The organism is Streptomyces sp. NBC_00989 (assembly GCF_045162655.1).
GTDB lineage: Bacteria > Actinomycetota > Actinomycetes > Streptomycetales > Streptomycetaceae > Streptomyces.
In genome coordinates this window covers 2,554,215-2,572,136 of record NZ_CP108728.1, presented here as the reverse complement: position 1 = coordinate 2,572,136, position 17,922 = coordinate 2,554,215, and the positions used below count along the sequence as shown (strand labels likewise).

General features: G+C 71.9%; 17 protein-coding genes. 13 read left to right on the top strand and 4 right to left on the bottom strand.

Going from position 1 to position 17,922, the window contains the following annotated elements; translation table 11 throughout:
• Window positions 1-97 precede the first annotated feature (97 nt).
• From OG714_RS11115 to OG714_RS11085, 7 genes are all read left to right on the top strand, one after another.
• Entirely contained in the window at window positions 98-769 is a 672-nt protein-coding gene (locus tag OG714_RS11115) for a histidine phosphatase family protein (RefSeq protein ID WP_406120175.1), read from the top strand.
• Between the two features lie 120 nt (window positions 770-889).
• The gene (locus tag OG714_RS11110) at window positions 890-2,509 is read left to right on the top strand and encodes an ABC-F family ATP-binding cassette domain-containing protein (RefSeq protein WP_406120174.1); all 1,620 of its coding nucleotides are present in this window, start codon (window positions 890-892) and stop codon (window positions 2,507-2,509) included.
• Window positions 2,510-2,618: 109 nt separating this feature from the next.
• Entirely contained in the window at window positions 2,619-2,840 is a 222-nt protein-coding gene (locus OG714_RS11105) for a DUF6158 family protein (protein WP_019062892.1), read from the top strand.
• 121 nt (window positions 2,841-2,961) lie between these two features.
• Window positions 2,962-3,771 (top strand): RNA polymerase sigma factor SigF, encoded by an 810-nt coding sequence (locus OG714_RS11100; protein ID WP_406120173.1) that lies wholly within the window; start codon window positions 2,962-2,964, stop codon window positions 3,769-3,771.
• Between the two features lie 180 nt (window positions 3,772-3,951).
• A complete protein-coding gene (locus tag OG714_RS11095) occupies window positions 3,952-4,539 on the top strand; it encodes a hypothetical protein (protein ID WP_406120172.1) in 588 nt (195 codons plus the stop codon).
• Between the two features lie 53 nt (window positions 4,540-4,592).
• Window positions 4,593-5,840 carry an aminotransferase class I/II-fold pyridoxal phosphate-dependent enzyme gene (locus tag OG714_RS11090; protein ID WP_406120171.1) on the top strand — a complete coding sequence of 416 codons (1,248 nt, stop codon included), beginning with the start codon at window positions 4,593-4,595 and terminating at the stop codon, window positions 5,838-5,840.
• The gene (locus OG714_RS11085; protein ID WP_406120170.1) at window positions 5,837-6,910 is read left to right on the top strand and encodes an MBL fold metallo-hydrolase; all 1,074 of its coding nucleotides are present in this window, start codon (window positions 5,837-5,839) and stop codon (window positions 6,908-6,910) included. The genes OG714_RS11090 and OG714_RS11085 overlap by 4 nt, the downstream gene beginning before the upstream one ends.
• On the opposite strand, the gene OG714_RS11080 is transcribed toward OG714_RS11085, so the two are convergent.
• Together OG714_RS11080 and OG714_RS11075 are read right to left on the bottom strand one after the other, a co-directional pair.
• The gene (locus OG714_RS11080) at window positions 6,907-7,542 is read right to left on the bottom strand and encodes a DedA family protein (RefSeq protein ID WP_406120169.1); all 636 of its coding nucleotides are present in this window, start codon (window positions 7,540-7,542) and stop codon (window positions 6,907-6,909) included. The genes OG714_RS11085 and OG714_RS11080 overlap by 4 nt on opposite strands.
• Entirely contained in the window at window positions 7,539-8,312 is a 774-nt protein-coding gene (locus OG714_RS11075; protein ID WP_406120168.1) for an MBL fold metallo-hydrolase, read from the bottom strand. The genes OG714_RS11080 and OG714_RS11075 overlap by 4 nt, the downstream gene beginning before the upstream one ends.
• A gap of 85 nt (window positions 8,313-8,397) precedes the next feature.
• Between OG714_RS11075 and OG714_RS11070 the strand changes: the two genes are divergently transcribed.
• The 6 genes from OG714_RS11070 (at window position 8,398) to dnaK (ending at window position 16,443) form a co-directional block, all read left to right on the top strand.
• Window positions 8,398-8,829: a hypothetical protein gene (locus tag OG714_RS11070; RefSeq protein WP_406120167.1), complete on the top strand. Its 432-nt coding sequence runs from the start codon at window positions 8,398-8,400 to the stop codon at window positions 8,827-8,829.
• A gap of 102 nt (window positions 8,830-8,931) precedes the next feature.
• Window positions 8,932-11,010: a phage holin family protein gene (locus OG714_RS11065; protein ID WP_406120166.1), complete on the top strand. Its 2,079-nt coding sequence runs from the start codon at window positions 8,932-8,934 to the stop codon at window positions 11,008-11,010.
• Between the two features lie 91 nt (window positions 11,011-11,101).
• Window positions 11,102-12,163 (top strand): ATP-binding protein, encoded by a 1,062-nt coding sequence (locus OG714_RS11060; protein ID WP_019062884.1) that lies wholly within the window; start codon window positions 11,102-11,104, stop codon window positions 12,161-12,163.
• Window positions 12,160-13,965 carry a DUF2201 family putative metallopeptidase gene (locus OG714_RS11055; RefSeq protein WP_406120165.1) on the top strand — a complete coding sequence of 602 codons (1,806 nt, stop codon included), beginning with the start codon at window positions 12,160-12,162 and terminating at the stop codon, window positions 13,963-13,965. The genes OG714_RS11060 and OG714_RS11055 overlap by 4 nt, the downstream gene beginning before the upstream one ends.
• A 53-nt stretch (window positions 13,966-14,018) precedes the next feature.
• On the top strand, window positions 14,019-14,444 hold the full coding sequence (locus OG714_RS11050; protein ID WP_019062882.1) for an OsmC family peroxiredoxin: 426 nt from the start codon (window positions 14,019-14,021) through the stop codon (window positions 14,442-14,444).
• A 115-nt stretch (window positions 14,445-14,559) separates the two neighbouring features.
• A complete protein-coding gene (gene dnaK / locus OG714_RS11045) occupies window positions 14,560-16,443 on the top strand; it encodes a molecular chaperone DnaK (RefSeq protein WP_406120164.1) in 1,884 nt (627 codons plus the stop codon).
• Here dnaK and narJ read toward each other — a convergent pair.
• Together narJ and OG714_RS11035 are read right to left on the bottom strand one after the other, a co-directional pair.
• Window positions 16,440-16,919: a nitrate reductase molybdenum cofactor assembly chaperone gene (gene narJ, locus OG714_RS11040; protein ID WP_406120163.1), complete on the bottom strand. Its 480-nt coding sequence runs from the start codon at window positions 16,917-16,919 to the stop codon at window positions 16,440-16,442. The genes dnaK and narJ overlap by 4 nt on opposite strands.
• 181 nt (window positions 16,920-17,100) lie before the next feature.
• Entirely contained in the window at window positions 17,101-17,916 is an 816-nt protein-coding gene (locus tag OG714_RS11035; protein WP_406120162.1) for an SAM-dependent methyltransferase, read from the bottom strand.
• Window positions 17,917-17,922 lie beyond the last annotated feature (6 nt).

Sequence of the window (17,922 nt, the reverse complement as noted above, 5' to 3'; positions counted from 1 at the left end):
CCACCGTCGTCCACCGTCGGCGGACCGCTTCGTACCGACTGTCGGCGGACCATTTCGTCCGGACCGTGGGTGGACCGTTCCATCGGAGGATCCCCGCATGCGCCTGCTCCTCATACGCCACGGCCAGACGACGGCCAACGTGGCCTACCTCCTCGACACGGCCGTCCCCGGCGCGGAGCTGACCGACCTGGGCCGCCGCCAGGCAGCCGCCCTCCCCGAGGCCCTCGCCGACGAGGACATCGAGGCCCTCTACGCCTCCACCCTGATCCGCACCCAGCACACCGCGGCCCCGCTGGCCGCCGCCCGCGGCCTCGACGTACGCGTCCGCGACGGCATCCGTGAGCTCACCGCCGGTGACCTGGAGATGCTGCCCGGCGACACCGAGCCCGGCCACGAGTACATGCGGATCGTGTTCGCGTGGGCCGCCGGTGACACGGAGCTGCGGATGCCCGGCGGCGAGAGCGGCACCGAGGCCCTCGCCCGCTACGACGGCGTGATCGCGGAGGCCGCGGACAGCGGCGCCCGCACCGTCGCCATGATCAGCCACGGCGCCGCGATCCGGATGTGGACGTCCGCCCGCGCCGACAACATCGACGTGACCTTCGCCGCCGCCCGCCCCCTCGACAACACCGGCATCGTGATCCTGGACGGTTCCCCGGCCGACGGCTGGAAGGCCCTGTCCTGGGAGGGCGCCCTGGTCGAGACGGCCGGACCGGACACGGACGGCGGCCCGACCGGACAGCCGCTCGACGAGGACCAGAAGCCCTAGCGAGGTCCGGGCGGGGTCCGGGCCTGCTCCCGGCGAAGTCCCGGCGACAGCCTGGCGAGGCCCTGACGGGCACAATAAGAGTTTGCCCGGCCGCGAGGCCGCCCCACAGAATGCGTGGTCATGGGACATCTGGAAGCCGCACACCTCGAGTACTACCTCCCCGACGGGAGGCCGCTGCTCGGCGATGTGTCCTTCCGGGTCGGCGAAGGCGCCGTGGTCGCCCTGGTCGGGCCCAACGGCGCCGGCAAGACGACCCTGCTCCGGCTGATCTCCGGCGAGCTGAAACCGCACGGCGGCACGGTCACCGTGAGTGGCGGCCTGGGCGTGATGCGCCAGTTCGTGGGCTCCGTACGCGACGAGACGACCGTACGGGACCTGCTCGTCTCGGTCGCACCGCCGCGCATCCGCGAGGTCGCGGCCGAGGTCGACAGGGCCGAGCACGGCATCATGACCGTCGACGACGAGGCGGCCCAACTCGCCTACGCGCAGGCCCTGTCCGACTGGGCCGAGGTGCACGGCTACGAGTTCGAGACCCTGTGGGACATGTGCACCATGGCCGCGCTCGGAGTGCCGTACGACAAGGCGCAGTTCCGGCAGGTCGGCACGCTCTCCGGGGGTGAGCAGAAGCGGCTCGTGCTGGAGGCGCTGCTGCGCGGCAGCGAAGAGGTGCTGCTGCTCGACGAGCCCGACAACTACCTCGACGTGCCCGGGAAGCGCTGGCTGGAGGAGCGGCTCAAGGAGACCCGCAAGACGGTCCTGTTCGTCTCCCACGACCGTGAACTCCTCGCCCGCGCCGCCGAGAAGATCGTCTCCGTGGAGCCCTCGCCGACCGGCGCCGACGCCTGGGTGCACGGGGCCGGCTTCGCCACCTACCACGAGGCCCGGCGTGAACGCTTCGCCCGCTTCGAGGAGTTGCGCCGCCGCTGGGACGAGAAGCACGCCCAGCTGAAGAAGCTCGTCCTGAACCTTCGTCAGGCCGCCTCCATCAGCCACGAGTTGGCGTCCCGCTACGCCGCGGCCCAGACCCGCCTGCGCAAGTTCGAGGAGGCGGGACCGCCGCCCGAGCCCCCGCGCGAGCAGGACATCACCATGCGCATCAAGGGTGGCCGCACGGGCGTAAGAGCCGTCACCTGCAAGGGACTTGAACTCACCGGCTTGATGAAGCCCTTCGACCTGGAGGTCTTCTACGGCGAACGGGTCGCCGTCCTCGGCTCCAACGGCTCCGGCAAGTCCCACTTCCTGCGGCTCCTCGCCGGCGAGGAGGTGAAGCACACGGGGGAGTGGAAGCTCGGCGCGCGCGTCGTGCCCGGCCACTTCGCGCAGACCCACGCCCACCCCGAACTCCAGGGCCGCACCCTCCTCGACATCCTGTGGAAGGAACACGCGCAGGCCCAGGGCCCCGCCATGTCCCGGCTGCGGCGCTACGAGCTGACCGGCCAGGCCGAGCAGAGCTTCGACCGGCTCTCCGGCGGGCAGCAGGCACGCTTCCAGATCCTGCTGCTGGAACTCCAGGGAGTGACCGCTCTTCTCCTCGACGAGCCGACCGACAACCTCGACCTGGAATCCGCGGAAGCCCTTCAGGAGGGGCTTGAGGCGTTCGACGGCACGGTGCTCTCCGTCACGCACGACCGCTGGTTCGCCCGCTCCTTCGACCGGTATCTCGTCTTCGGCAGCGACGGCAAGGTCCGCGAGACGACCGAGCCGGTGTGGGACGAGCGGCGGGTGGAGCGCGCGCGGTAGGTCGTGCGGGGTGTGACGGCTTGCTTTGGTGCGGAGGCCGCGGGGCCGGAATGCCGGAATGTTCGTAGAGTGGACTCAGGACCGTGAGACTCGACGAGCGGGGCACACCATGACCGGAGTCGACCCTGCGCGCCTGGACGATGCTCAGCTCATGAAGGAGCTGGAGACCATCCACCGCACGCGCCACGACACCCTGCTGTACGGCTCGAACGACGCGCTGCGCGCCCACAACGACCGTATGGCCGGACTGGAGGGCGAGTATCTGCGCCGCCACCCGCGTCGCCTCGTCGCCCCCGGCCGTACCCGGCAGGGGGCACGCGAGCGGGACTGAGCGGCGGGTGTTTGTGCCTTGAGGTCGGGGGCAGGCGGACTTTCAGCGCTGGATCGCAAACGCGTTCCCACCGACGGTGACCGTCCAACCCGGAGCATGCTCAAGGGAGTTGTGACGCGCCATGCCCACTCGGCCCTCTCGCACGAGTACGAGCACGAAACGCCGTTCCCACCATGACGCCCCCGACACCGCGGAGGCGTTCCGCACGCTGGCCGCGCTGCCTCCCGGCCCGCAGCACGACACCGTCCGCGAACGCATCGTCGAGGCGTGGCTGCCCATGGCCGACCGGCTCGCGGGGCGGTTCCGCAACCGGGGCGAGAGCACCGAGGACTTACGCCAGGTCGCTGCCCTCGGGCTGGTGAAGGCCGTCGACCGGTACGACCCCGAGCGGGGCAACGCGTTCGAGAGCTATGCCGTACCGACGATCACCGGTGAGATCAAACGGCACTTCCGGGATCACCTGTGGACGTTGCATGTGCCTCGGCGGGTGCAGGATCTGCGGAACCGGGTGCGGGTTGCCGGGCAGGAGCTCGCCCAGACCGTGCCGGGGCGGCGGCCTACCGTGGCGGAGATCGCCGCGCACGCGTGTCTCTCCGAGGAGGAGGTGCGGGTGGGGCTCGAGGCGTTGGAGAGTTTCAGCGCGTTGTCGCTGGACGCGGGTGCCCCCGGCGGTTCGGACGGGTATTCGCTGAGCGATGTTCTCGGGGCCGCTGATCCGGCGTTGGACGTCGTCGTCGATCGTGAGGCCGTGAAGCCTCGGCTTGCCGCGTTGCCTGAGCGGGAGCGGGAGATCTTGTACCTGCGGTTCTTCGGGGACATGACGCAGAGCCGGATCGCTGAGCGGTTCGGGGTTTCGCAGATGCATGTGTCTCGGTTGATCAACCGGTGCTGTCGGCGGATCCGGGAACAGGTTCTGCGGGAAGTTGCCTAGCTGCGGGCCGGTGGGGGCTGGGCGCGCGGTTCCCCGCGCCCCTGAAGGGGCGCCCCGGCCGGCCTGAATTTCACTCGCTCGGGCGCTCTCCCCACCCCAATGGGGCCTGGCCGCGCGCGGCGCTCTCCTGACCGGGCTTCGATGGTGTTGCCGTCGTCCTCGGTCTAAGGAGACCCGCTCATGCGTCGCACCGCCCTTGCTCTGTCCGTCGTCGCCCTTGTCGGCGCCGCCGGGCCCGCTCTGGCCGCCGATCCGGGTGCCGAGGTCAGTCCGAGCACCGTGCGGGCGGGTGGGAGCGTCACCGTTTCCGTCACCTGCGAGGCGACCGGGGGGACCGTGGCCGAGACCATCGACGCCACCTCCCAGGGGTTCGACGACGGGACCGTCCAGTTGCAGCGGGTGCCCGGCAACGACGACCGGGCTGCCGGAGCCGCTTACCGGGGGACCGCGCGGATCTCCACGGACGGGGTCGAGCGGGACTCCGCGTGGACCGTCGACGGGACCTGTCCCGCGCCGCCCGGCGGACAGGGCAGGCCCTGGAGCGCGACCTTCAGCATCGAGCGCGGGGGTGGGCAACCCCAGTGTCAGGAGCCCCGGGGGGATGCCTGTGGTGGTGGTGTGCCCGCCGCGATCCAGCGCGGGGTGCGGGCGGGGGAGGGCGGGACCTTCACCGACTCCGTTCCGGCTCTGGTCGCCGGTGGTGTACTGATCGCGGGTGCCTTCGGAGGCGCCGTGTACCGGCTGCGCAGGCGGACGCCGGGACACTGAGCGCGCGATCGGGACACGGCACGGCACTGCACGAGGGACTGCGCGGAGGCACGATGCGGCAGGCGGACGCGGTAGGCCAGGGGCCTGTGCGCTACGGTCCGGTGTTTCCCGACGACGGGCTGCCCGTCCTGCCGGAACTGGCCGCCGTCCTCGCCGCCGCCGCGAGCCGTACCGAGGAACAGCCCGTCGGCGGTGCCCCCGCGCTGCTCGACGCCGCGAGCGGCTACTTCGAACGCCGGGGCCTGCCCGCCGAACCCGACCGCGTGGCCGCCGCCCCGGGCGCCCCCGCGCTGCTGGTCGCGCTGACGGCCGCGCTCGGCGGTGACGTCCTGGTGCCCAGACCCTGCGCCGCCTGGTGGGCGCCGTACGCCCGCCTGCTGGGCAGATCCGTGTTCCATGTGGGCACCCCGGCCGAGTGCGGTGGGGTGCCCGATCCGTACGCCCTGCTGGAGACCGTGCGCCGGGTCCGGGACGAGGGCGGTGACCCGCGGCTGCTCGTGCTGTCCGTCGCCGACGACCCCACCGCCACCGTCGCACCGCCCGAGGTCATGCACGAGACCGTCGAGGCCGCCGCGGCCGAGGGGCTGCACCTGGTCAGCGACGAGACCTGGCGCGACACCCTGCACGCACCGCGCGGCACCATGCTGCTCAGCCCCGCCGAGATGCTGCCCGACAAGGTCACCGTCGTCACCGACCTGGCCGGCGCGCTCCTCCCGTCCGGCTGGCCGGCCGCCGTCGCCCGCTTCCCCGCCGACCGCGCCGGGCAGGCGCTACGCGCGCGCGTGCTCGACGTCCTCACCGCACTCGGCGCCCGCGTCGCCGCACCGGTCGCCGCCGCGGCCGGCCACGCCCTCGGCGAACCCCCGCCCGTCCTCGCCCGCCGCGACACCGCCGTACGCCTGCACGCGCGCGTGGCCGCCGCCGTGCACGCCGTGGTCACCGGGGCGGGCGCGTTCTCCCGGCCGCCGCAGGCCGGACGTCATCTGTACGTCGATCTCGGGCCGTTGCGCCACGCGCTCACCCCGCAGGGGGTGGGCGACGCGCAGGACCTGGAGGAGTTCCTCACCGCCCGGCTCGGCATGCCCGCGCCGGGCGGCCACCGTTTCGGCGACGACCTGGGCGCGCTGCGGGTACGGCTGTCCACCGGGGCGCTGCTGGGCCGAACCGACGGGGAGCGCGCGGAATGTCTCACGTCACCCATTCCGTTGGAACTGCCACACGTGCAACGCGCGTTGATGTCCTTGAGGTCGATCTTCGACGATCTCCGCGACGACGCTCAGCGATGGGAGCCTCCTCGATGACGCAGCAGTCCGAGTCGACCACCGACAGCAGTACGGCCATGCGGGAAGCGGCCGCTCCGACGTCTCCGTTCACCCCCTCGTCCCCGTTCGCCCCTTCGTTCCCGCCGCTCGCCGAACCCCGCCCCCTCGGCGAGCGGCGCGTGTGGCCCCGGACCTTCCACGACCGGCTCACCGCCCCGCTGCCCGGCCTCAAGGCGCTCGCCCGCTTCGCCCGCGAGGGTTCCGTGCGGCCCCGCCCGGAGGGCCTCGCCGACATCCCCCAACTGCCGTTCGCACCAGAGCCCTTGCCCCAGGTGGACGCCCTGACCGTCGCCGTCACCTGGGCGGGGCACGCCAGTTGGGTGGTGCGGATCGGCGGGCTGACCATCCTCACCGACCCGGTCTGGTCCCACCGCATCCTCGGCACCCCGGCCCGGATCACCCCCGTCGGCGTGGCCTGGGAAGCACTCCCGCCGATCGACGCCGTCGTCATCAGCCACAACCACTACGACCACCTCGACGCCCCCACCCTGCGCCGACTCCCGCGCACCACCCCGGTGTTCGCACCGGCCGGCCTCGGCAGCTGGTTCCGGCGCCGCAGATTCACCCGCGTCACCGAGCTCGACTGGTGGGAGGCGGCCCAACTCGACGGCGTACGCCTCGACTTCGTCCCCGCCCACCACTGGTCCAAGCGCAGCCTCACCGACACCTGCCACTCCCTGTGGGGCGGTTGGGTCCTGACGGCCCCTGACGGACAGCGCGTCTACTTCGCGGGCGACACGGGCTACGGCCACTGGTTCTCCCGTATCGGCCGCCGCTATCCGGGAATTGACCTGGCCCTCCTCCCCATCGGCGCGTACGACCCGCGCTGGTGGCTGAGCGACGTCCACTGCGATCCCGAGGAGGCGGTCCAGGCCGTACAGGACCTGGGCGCGAGGCGGATGGCTCCGATGCACTGGGGCACGTTCGTCCTGTCGGCGGAGCCGGTCCTGGAACCGCTGACGCGGGTCAGGGCGGCTTGGGAGAAGGCGGAGTTGGCGCGCGAGGACCTGTGGGACCTGCCGGTGGGAGGCTCAAGAGTGCTCGCCTAGACGGGAGTTGTCTTCCTCACCCGTCGCCACAGAGTCGGCGCCACACTGATCACCACGGTCAGCACAACCGCCGCCACCACACCCTCCCAAGGCTCCGGAAACAGCGAACCCCCAAGGATGCCGATCAGCTGGTACGTCACCGCCCACGCCAGACACGCGGGCGCATTACCCCGGGCGAACCGGCGGATCGGCCACTCCGCCATGAGGCAGGCCAGCATCACCGGAATACGACCCGCCGGCACCAGCCGGGACAGCACCAGCACCGCCACCCCATGGTCGGCCAGCTTCGCCTGGGCCTGCTCCAGCCGCTCCTCCGGAGCCCGCGAGCGGATCGCCTCCAGCCACCGCGACCCGTTCTTCGACCCCATCCCGCGCCGCCCCAGCCAGTACAGCGCGATGTCCCCGAGGAACGCGGCCAGCGAAGCCGTAACGAAGACCAGCGCCAGCGCGAACGGTGCCGTCTGGTGAAAGGCGACCACCGCCGCCGAACTCACCAGCGCCCCCGTCGGAATCACCGGCACCAGCGCCCCGAACAGCACAAGAAGGAACAACGACGGGTAGCCGATGGCCTGTTGGGTGGACTCGGGCGACGTCGTGGCCGTCGCGGACAGTGCCTCCGCGAACCAGCTCACCGGGCGACCTCCGGGTGCACGCTCTCCCCGTGCCCGAGCCGGTGCACCGACACCGAGGGCGCGAGCTGCGCCGCGATCCGCACGAACTCGTCGCCCGGCGTGTGGAATTCGTGCGGGCGCACCGCGTCCATCCCGATCGGCCAGTACGTGCCGTAGTGCACCGGCACCGCACTGCGCGGCGAGAGCCGGGCGAGGGCCTGGGCCGCGCGGCCCGCGTCGAGATGCCCCTCGCCGAGATACGGACCCCAGCCGCCCACCGGCAGCAGCGCCACGTCGACCGGCCCGACCTCCTTGGCCATGTCGTCGAACAGCCCGGTGTCCCCGGCGAAGTAGGTCCGCGCCTCGCCCTCCACGACGTAGCCCAGCGCGGGGGAGCGGTGCGGTCCGACCGGCAGCCGGCGTCCGTCGTGCCGTGCGGGGACGGCCCGTACGACCAGGTCACCGACCATCGTCTGATCGCCGGGGACCACCTCGTCGATCCGCAGCTGCCGGAGCCGGCGCAGTCCGGGGACCGCGCGGAGTGCGCCCCGGGGCACGAGCAGGCGCGTGCCCGGGGCGAGGGCGGCGAGCGAGGGAAGGTGCAGGTGGTCGGCGTGCAGATGGGAGACGAGCGCCAGGTCCGCGCGATGGGCCTCGGGCGGCGGCACCGCGCCCCGACGGCGCCGTAGGTGCGCGAGGCGGCGCGCGAACAGGGGGTCGGTGAGCACGCGTACGTCCGAGTCCTCGATCGTGCAGGTGGCGTGACCCCACCAGGTGATCTCCACCGGCACCTTCTTTGCCTCCTTCGCGCGACTCCCCCGAAGCCTACGGGCAGGAGTAGGGTCGGCGGCGAAACCCGGAGGTGAGGGGGACGCCATGGGACAGGTACGGGGTGCCTCGGGTATGCGCTCGCGGCTTCGGGTCACGGCGATCGCCAGCCTGACGCCGCTGGAGGAGCTGGACGACGACCCCTTCCTGGTCGACTCCCGCAGCCAGCACGCGATGTGCGCCCGCTGGGCCGCCGACCACGGCTACGTGATCGCCCGCGAGCTTCTGGTCCGCGCGCTGCGCCCCGACCACTGCGCCCTGTGGGACGGCGTCCGCCCCGGCCTCGACCTGTTCGTCGCCCCCAGCCGCCGGGTACTGGAGAGCGCGCTGTCCTCCGTCGACGAGTTCACCGACGAGTGCGCGCGACGCGGGGTGCGGATCGAGACGGTCGGCCGCGCGGAACCCTGCTACGACGCCCAGATGAAGGCCAGCGTGCACCGACGGCTGTCCATGCCGACGGCCGGTTACGACGGCCGCTAGCTCTGGGGACCCGCTTCTCGCTCCAGGGTCCACGCGTCCCGTATGACAGGCTGGGCACAGGCCCGCCAGGTCGACGGGCCAGGGACGTGAGGTGTACGGGGCGTGGGTGGAGCGCGTTGGCGGCGGCTCGCCAGTCAGGTCGGGCGCAGTATCGCGGTGTGGGCGGTCTCCACGGTCACCATGCTGGTGCTCGCCGGGATCCTGCCGGACTTCAAGCTCCAGTCGGCGGACGGCGACAGCGCGACCCGGATCGGTGTCACGGCCGCGTTCGGCGCCGGCGCCTTCGGTCTGCTGTCGGCCCTCGTCTGGCCGTTGCTGGTACGGCTGCTGCTGCTGGTGCCCGCGCTCGTCCTCGGGCTCCTCGTCTTCGTGCTCAACGGGTCGCTGCTGCTGATCGCCCTGCGCATCAACCCGGACGGCGGGCTGCGCGGCGAGGTCGCCCCCGAGACCGCCGTCGTCGTGGCCGCCGTGATGTCCGCCGTCGCCTCCGCCACCGGAGGTGCCCTCGCGGTGCGCGACGACGACGCCTACCGCCGCCGCCTCTACCGCCTCGCCGACCGCCGCCGCAGAGCCCTGCCCCCCGGCCCGTCCTCGCCCGGCACCGTCTTCCTCCAGCTCGACGGCGTCGGCCACGACGTCCTGCTCGGCGCGGTCGCCAAGGGCCTGATGCCGACCGTCGCGAAGCTCCTCGGCGGCGACCGCCCCACCCACCGCCTCACCCCCTGGCGCACCGACTGGTCCAGCCAGACCGGCGCCAGCCAGCTCGGCATCCTGCACGGCTCCAACCACGACATCCCCGCCTTCCGCTGGTACGAGAAGGACACCGGCGAGGTGATGGTCTGCAACCGCCCCACCAGCGCCGCCGAACTCCAGCGCCGCGCCGTCGAGTTCACCGGCGACGGCGGCCTCCTCACGCTCGACGGCGCCAGCCGCGGCAACCTCTTCAGCGGCGGCGCCGACGAACAGGCCCTCGTCCTGTCCATCGCCATCCGCCGCCGGGGCCGCGAGAACCGTTCCCGCGCGGGCTACTTCGCCTACTTCTCCGACCCGGCCAACGCCGTCCGCACCGCGATGTCCTTCGTCGCCGAGGTCGGCCGCGAGATCGGCCAGTCGACCCGCAGCCGCCTCACCAAGCAGCGCCCCCGGATCAAGCGCGGCGGCCTCTACCCCCTCGTCCGCGCCTTCGCGACCGTCATCGAACGGGACGTCGTCGTCGCGGCCGTCATGGGCGACATGCTGGCCGGCCGCACCGCCGTCTACGCCGACCTCGTGGCCTACGACGAGGTCGCCCACCACTCCGGACCGCGCAGCCGCGACGCCGCCAAGGTGCTCCAACGCCTGGACCGCTCCCTCGCGTTGATCGAGAACGTCGCCGAGCACGCCCCGCGGCCCTACCGCATCGTCGTCCTCTCCGACCACGGGCAGAGCCCCGGCGAGACCTTCCAGGGCCGCTACGGCCTCACCCTCGGCGACCTGGTCCGGGCGGGCTGCGGGCTGCCCGTGCCGCGCCGGGCCCGCCGCACCCACAGCGGCACCGAGGCCCGCGCGGCCGTCCGCGCGGCACTGCGCCGTCCGGTCGAGGAGAAGAAGGACGAGCAGCACAGGCACCCAGGCCGGCACTCCGAGCCGGTCGTGCTGGCCTCCGGCAACCTCGGCCTGGTCTCCTTCCCCGACGTGCCGCACCGCATGAGCAAGGAGGAGATCGACGCCCGGCATCCGGCGCTGCTGACGACCCTCGCCAACCACCCCGGCATCGGCTTCGTCCTCGTCCGCAGCGAGGAGCACGGAGGGGTCGTGCTGGGGGCGCACGGCGCCGAACTCCCGGTGGCCGAACTCGACGACAAACAGGGCCCGTTGGCGGACTTCGGCCCCGGCGTCGCGGACGCCGTCCGGCGCACCCACTCCTTCCCGCACACCGCCGACATCATGGTCAACTCCTGGTACGACCCCGCCGAGGGCGAAGTCCTCGCCTTCGAGGAGCAGATCGGCTCCCACGGCGGCCTCGGCGGTGCCCAGGCCAAGCCGTTCCTGCTGTCGCCGCACAGCTTCTCCGCACCGGTCGACGACGGCGAGGACCTCGTGGGCGCCGAGCACGTCCACCAGGTTCTGCGCCGGTGGCTGCGCGAGTGCAACGGACCCCAAGTGCCGCTGACGGACGAGCAGTCGGAACGGGCCGCCTGAAAATCGGCTGCGCCGGATGGGACACAGGCACACACTGGGGGCATCGGAGCGCGTGTGCGCCCTTGCCGAACCCCCTTGAGGAGCGCCTCTTTTGCAGGCTGCCGTCACTGTCACCCCTGCTCGCATACCGGAGCTGCTGCTCGGTCTCGCGACCGTCCGGCCCGTGTTCATCTGGGGCGCGCCCGGCATCGGAAAGTCGTCCCTGGTAAGGGAGTTCGCCGAGTCGCTGGGCCTGGAGTGCGTCAGCCTGCTCGGTACGCAACTCGCGCCCGAGGACCTCATCGGTGTGCCGCAGATCCGGGACGGGCGGTCGGTGTTCTGTCCGCCGGAGGCGATCGCGCGGGACGAGCCGTACTGCCTGTTCCTCGACGAACTCAACGCGGCCACACCGGATGTGCAGAAGGCGTTCTACTCGCTGATCCTGGACCGCCGTATCGGGAACTACGAACTCCCCAAGGGTTCCATCGTGATCGGCGCCGGGAACCGGGCGACCGACAACGCGCTGGCCCGGCCGATCGCGTCCGCGCTGATCAACCGGCTCACGCATGTCCACCTGGAGGCGTCCCCGAAGGACTGGCTCAACTGGGCCGCCGCCAACGGGATTCACCCGTGGATCCTGGACCACCTCACCGACCGGCCCGACCACCTGTGGTCCAAGCCGCCGAAGACCGAGGAGGCCTTCTCCACGCCCCGGTCCTGGCACATGCTCTCCGACGCGCTGGGCTCCTTCGGGCCCGACCTCGACGAGGACACCCTGAAGGTCATCGCGCACGGCACGCTGACGCCCGCCCACGCGGTCGCGTTCTGCGGGTACGTCAAGATCGTGCGCAGCCGGTTCGGCATCGAGGCGATCATCAAGGGCGACGCCCGCTGGCCGCACCGCCCCGAGGACCGCGACCTGCTGTACTACCTCGCCGAGTCCTTCCGGGGCCGGCTGGTCAAGGAGCTCCCGGTCAGCAAGGAGCACTTGTCGGCGAACGGATTGCAGACCGCGTACCGCGCCAAGTCGCTGCTCGTGCAGCTCGCCGAGATCTCCGTGGAGGTCGCGCAGAGCGTCATCGCCCCGGACACCGACGGCAATCCGCTGCTGCCCGCCTGGTTCCTGGTCGAGGCGGCCCGTGACATGCCCCGGCTGGTGGAGGCCCGGCAGTGAGCCGTACCCGGGGGAACAAGGGGAAGTCGAAGAAGGATCTCGCGGCCGAGGCCTTCGAGGAGGGGCTGCGGCTGGTGCGGGCCAACCGCGCGCTCGCCGCCATCGGCTTCAGCACCTGCCGCCGGGACGACTGCCGGCACACGCCCAACTCCGGTCTCGTGCGCGTCGATTCCAACGGCGTGCTGCACGTCCACCCCACCCGCCGCGCCGAACCCGCCGAGTGGGCCTGGGCGATCGCGCACTGCATCATCCACCTGGGCTTCGGCCATGTCCCGGCGGCGCCGAAGCTCCGCGACCAGCCCGACGGCCCCGCCCTCGCGGCCAACTGCGCCGTCGTCAACCGCTTCCTGCTCGGCTTCCCCATCGGGATCACCCCCGAGGACCTGCCCGCCGCCTACCCGGGCGGCGACGAGGAGCAACTCGCCGCCCGCTGGCGCCGCGACGGCATCCCGCCCCTGTACGAGCGCTGCGGTACGGCGGGCGGCGAGCCGGACCAGCTGCTCGTGCCGTGGGACACCTGGCAGGGCGGCAAGGCACCCGACTGGCAGCTCAACTTCGCGAACGCCCTCACCCGCACCGTGGCCATGGCGATGGACGTGGCGGGCGGCCGGCGCGCCTCGATGCGCGGCGGACCCACCCGACTCCAGCCCTGGGAACGGGCGTTGAACTGGCTCGTCTCCTCCTACCCGCTCCTCGGCGGCATCGCGGCCGGCATCACCCTCGTCGCCGACGCCGAACTCGCCCGCGCCCACGGCATCTCCGTCGCCGCCGTCGACACCGGCGCGGCCGAGATCTACGTCAACCCGCTGCGCCGACTCGACGACGAGGAATGGCGGTTCGTCCTCGCCCACGAGATGCTGCACGCCGCCCTGCGCCACGGCGACCGCTGCGGGGTCCGCGACCCGTTCCTCTTCAACATCGCCGCCGACTACGTCATCAACGGCTGGCTGTGCGAGATGGACGTCGGCCGGATGCCCGAAGGCCTGCTGTACGACCCGGAGTTGAAGGACCTCTCCGCCGAGGAGGTCTACGACCGGATCGCCGGCGACCTACGCCGGATGCGCCGCCTGGCCACCCTGCGCGGCAAGGGTGTCGGCGACATCCTCGGCGGCCCGCTCGGCAGCCCGCGCGACTACGTGGACCTCGACGAGTTCTACCGGCGCGGCCTCGCCCGCGGCCTCGACCTGCACCAGCGGCACGAACGGGGCTTCCTGCCCGGCGGGCTGGTCGAGGAGATCCGGGCGCTCAGCCACCCGCCGCTGCCGTGGGACGCCCGACTCGCCCGCTGGTTCGACGAGTTCGTGCCACGCCCCGAGCCCGTACGGTCGTACGCCCGCCCCTCGCGCCGCCAGTCCTCCACCCCCGACATCCCGCGCGCGGGCCACTACTTCCCGCCGGAGGAGATCGCCCGCTGCACCTTCGGCGTCGTCCTCGACACCTCCGGCTCCATGGACCGCGCCCTCCTCGGCAAGGCGCTGGGCGCGATCGCGTCGTACGCCGAGGCCCGTGACGTACCGGCCGCCCGGGTCGTGTTCTGCGACGCGGCCCCGCACGACGCGGGCTATGTGGCGGTCACCGACATCGCGGGCCGGGTCCGCGTGCACGGACGTGGCGGTACGGTCCTGCAGCCCGGGATCGATCTGCTGCACCGCGCGGACGACTTCCCGCCGGGAGCGCCGATCCTCGTCATCACGGACGGCATGTGCGACACCCTGCGCGTGCGGCGCGAACACGCCTATCTCATACCGCGGAATGCTCGCCTGCCGTTCACCGCCCGTGGGCCGGTCTTCCGGGTGAGCTGAAGCGGAATGTGATCGGATGGGTTCGAACGACATCCGCGTCGAAAGGAAACATCGTGGCAACCACGCGCACCGCACACACCGTCTGGGAAGGCGAACTCATCAAGGGCAGCGGCGAGGTCACCTTCGACTCGTCAGGCATCGGTGTGCAGCCGGTGACGTGGGCCTCGCGCGCCGAGGACGCCAACGGCAAGACCAGCCCCGAGGAACTGATCGCCGCCGCCCACTCCAGCTGCTTCTCCATGGCGCTCTCCCACGGCCTGACCGGCGCGGGCACCCCGCCCACCCGCCTGGAGACCAAGGCCGACGTCACCTTCCAGCCCGGCGAGGGCATCACCGGCATCCACCTCACCGTCCGCGGCGAGGTCCCCGGCCTGGACGCGGCCGGCTTCGCCGCCGCCGCCGAGGACGCCAAGAAGAACTGCCCGGTCAGCCAGGCCCTCGCGGGTACGACGATCACGCTGACGGTGGAATCCGCCTGACCCCCGCTTTCCCCCCGCCTCGATGCCGCGCCCGGAAAAACGGGTGCGGCATTGACATTCCCGCACTCAAGTTCTCAGCTGGAGATCGGGCAGCGCCTGGCGGAAGGGGACAGCGATGGGACGTGCGGTCGGGATCGATCTGGGGACCACGAACTCGGTGGTCGCGGTGCTGGAGGGCGGGGAGGCCACGGTGGTGGCCAACGCCGAGGGGGCGAGGACCACACCCTCGGTGGTGGCCTTCGCCAAGAACGGCGAGGTGCTGGTCGGCGAGGTCGCCAAACGGCAGGCGGTGACGAACATCGAGCGCACCGCGCGCTCGGTGAAACGGCACATGGGCGACACCGCGTGGCGCTTCCCGGACACGGGCGCCATCGACGGAACGCGGTACCGCGCCCAGGAGTTGTCCGCGCGCGTGCTGCAGAAACTGAAACGGGACGCGGAGGCCTATCTCGGCGAGGACGTCACCGACGCCGTGATCACCGTCCCCGCCTACTTCGACGACTCCCAGCGCCAGGCCACCAAGGAGGCAGGCGAGATCGCGGGCCTCAAGGTCCTGCGGATCATCAACGAACCGACCGCCGCCGCCCTCGCCTACGGCCTCGACCGCGGCGAGGAACAGACCGTCCTCGTCTTCGACCTCGGCGGCGGCACCTTCGACGTCTCCCTGTTGGAGATCGGCGACGGTGTCATCGAGGTCAAGGCCACCAACGGCGACACGCGTCTCGGCGGCGACGACTGGGACCAGCGGGTCATGGAGTACCTGGCCAAGAAGTTCCAGGGGCAGTACGGCATCGACCTCGGCAGGGACAAGATGGCGCTCCAACGCCTGCGCGAGGGCGCCGAGAAGGCCAAGATCGAACTGTCCTCGTCCACCGAGACGACCGTCAACCTGCCCTACATCACCGCCTCCGCCGACGGCCCGCTGCACCTCGACGAGAAGCTGACCCGCGCCGGGTTCCAGGAACTCACCGCCGATCTGCTCGACCGCTGCAAGACCCCCTTCCACCAGGCGGTCAAGGACGCGGGCATCAAGCTCTCCGCGGTCGACCACGTGATCCTCGTCGGCGGCTCGACCCGCATGCCCGCCGTCACCGACCTCGTCAAGGAACTCACCGGCAAGGACCCGCACAAGGGCGTCAACCCCGACGAGGTCGTGGCGCTCGGCGCGGCCCTCCAGGCCGGGGTCATCCGCGGCGACGTGAAGGACGTCCTCCTCCTCGACGTCACCCCGCTGTCCCTGGGCATCGAGACCAAGGGCGGCATCATGACGACGCTCATCGAACGCAACACGACCATCCCGACCCGGCGTTCGGAGATCTTCACCACCGCCACCGACAACCAGCCCTCGGTCGGCATCCAGGTCTACCAGGGCGAGCGTGAAATCGCCGCGTACAACAAGAAGTTGGGCGTCTTCGACCTCACCGGGCTGCCGCCGTCCCCGCGCGGGGTGCCGCAGATCGAGGTCGCCTTCGACATCGACGCGAACGGCATCATGCATGTCTCGGCGAAGGACCTGGCGACCGGCCGCGAACAGAAGATGACCGTCACGGGCGGCTCCGCCCTGGCCAAGGACGACATCGACCGGATGATGCGGGAGGCCGAGCAGTACGCGGACGAGGACCGCAGGCGCCGCGAGGCCGCCGAGACCCGCAACCAGGCCGAGCAACTCGTCTACCAGACCGAGAAGTTCATCCACGAGAACGAGGAACGCGTTCCGGGGGACATCAGGTCCGAGGTCGAGGCGTCGGCCGCGGAGGTGAAGTCCCTGCTGGAACACGACGCCGACACGGCCGAGTTGCGCACCGGCGTCGAGAAACTCGCCACCGTCAGCCAGCGGATGGGGCAGGCGATGTACGCGCAGGCGGCGCAGCAGTCACCCACGGAACAGGCGGAGAGCGCCGAGGAGCCCGACTCCGCTCGGCAGCACGATGAGGAGGAAGGTGTCGTCGACGCGGAGATCGTCGACGACGAACAGGACACGAAGGGCGGAGCCGCCTAGCCCCCGGCCGGCAGGGTGGCGCGGACGGCGTCCAGGACGGAGGCGTACGGCGTGCCGAAGTCGGTCAGGCGGGAGCGGAGCCGGTCCAGGGCGGCGCGGTGCTCGGCGAGCAGGCCGAGGTCGCCGGTACGGGACGTGAACTCCAGGACCGCGGGCAGGAAGTCGGGCAGCTCCTCGCCGGTGAACTCCAGCCCGTGGGCGCGGTACAGGTCCTTGAAACGGACCAGGGACATACCGCGCTGCCGGGTGTCGCCGTCCTGCCACCGGCTCAGGTACAGGCTGTGCCGGTTCTCGAGGTCGAAGACCTGGACGTAGTGCGCGGCCAGGTCCCGCGCCGGGGTGAGGGCCGCGTGGTCGACGAACTCCCGTAGCTGCGGGGCGGCTTCGCGCAGCAGGGGGAGCCGGGCGCGGAAGTCGTCGTCGGGGTAGGTCAGGCAGAGCGCGGCCGCCTGGTACAGCACAGCGTCCGAGGGCATCGGGCATCCTCCGCGTCGTGGTCTCTCCCGGCTCGACGGGCGGTGTTCGCGCGTCCGTCACCGCGCTCCCTTGCCCGCCCGTGGTGTCGAACCTAGGGCGGGGCAGGGGAGCGCACCCGTTCACCGCAGCCGTACGGGTCAGCGCCCGCGGCGGTACGCGTCGGAGCCCACGCCGTACGGGTCAGTGCTTGAGGGCGACCCCGCCGTAGACCGGGACGACACCCTCCGCCTGGGCGGCCACGTCCTCCGGCTCCGGCCGCCAGCCGTAGACCGAGATGACGCCCGGGCCGAGCAGCTCCAGGCCGTCGAAGAAGCGCGAGAACTCGGCCAGCGAGCGCGGGTAGAACGGGGTGCCGCTGCGCCGGAAGTGCTCGGCGGCCTTCGCGATGGCCTCGGGGATGAGGTCCGGGGTGACCTGCGACATCACCAGGTAGCTGCCCGGGGCGAGCACGTCGACGTACCGCTCGATCAGGCCGTAGACATCGTCGCCCGCGGGATCGTCGCCCAGATAGTGGGTGAGCGCCACCAGCGACAGCGCGACCGGCTGCGTGAAGTCGAGGGTCTCGCCGGCCAGCCGCAGGATCGTGTCCGGGTCGCGCACGTCGGCGTGCACGTACTCGGTGCTGCCCTCGGCCGAACCGTGCAGCAGCGCCTCCGCGTGCCGCAGCACGATCGGGTCGTTGTCCGCGTACACCACCTTGGCGTCCGGGGCGACGCTCTGCGCGACCTGGTGGAGGTTGGGCTCGGTGGGAATGCCCGTGCCGATGTCCAGGAACTGGCGTATCCCGGCCTCGGCGGCGGTCCGCGTCGCCCGGTGCATGAACCGGCGGTTGGCCCGCGCCCCGCGCACCGCGGTGCCGTCCGAGGCGAGGATCCTGCGCGCCAGCTCCTCGTCCACCGGGTAGTTGTCCTTGCCGCCGAGCCACCAGTCGTACACCCGCGCCGGATGCGGCCGGCTGGTGTCGATACGGGTGGGCGCGGCTTCGGATCCGGTCATGCGGTG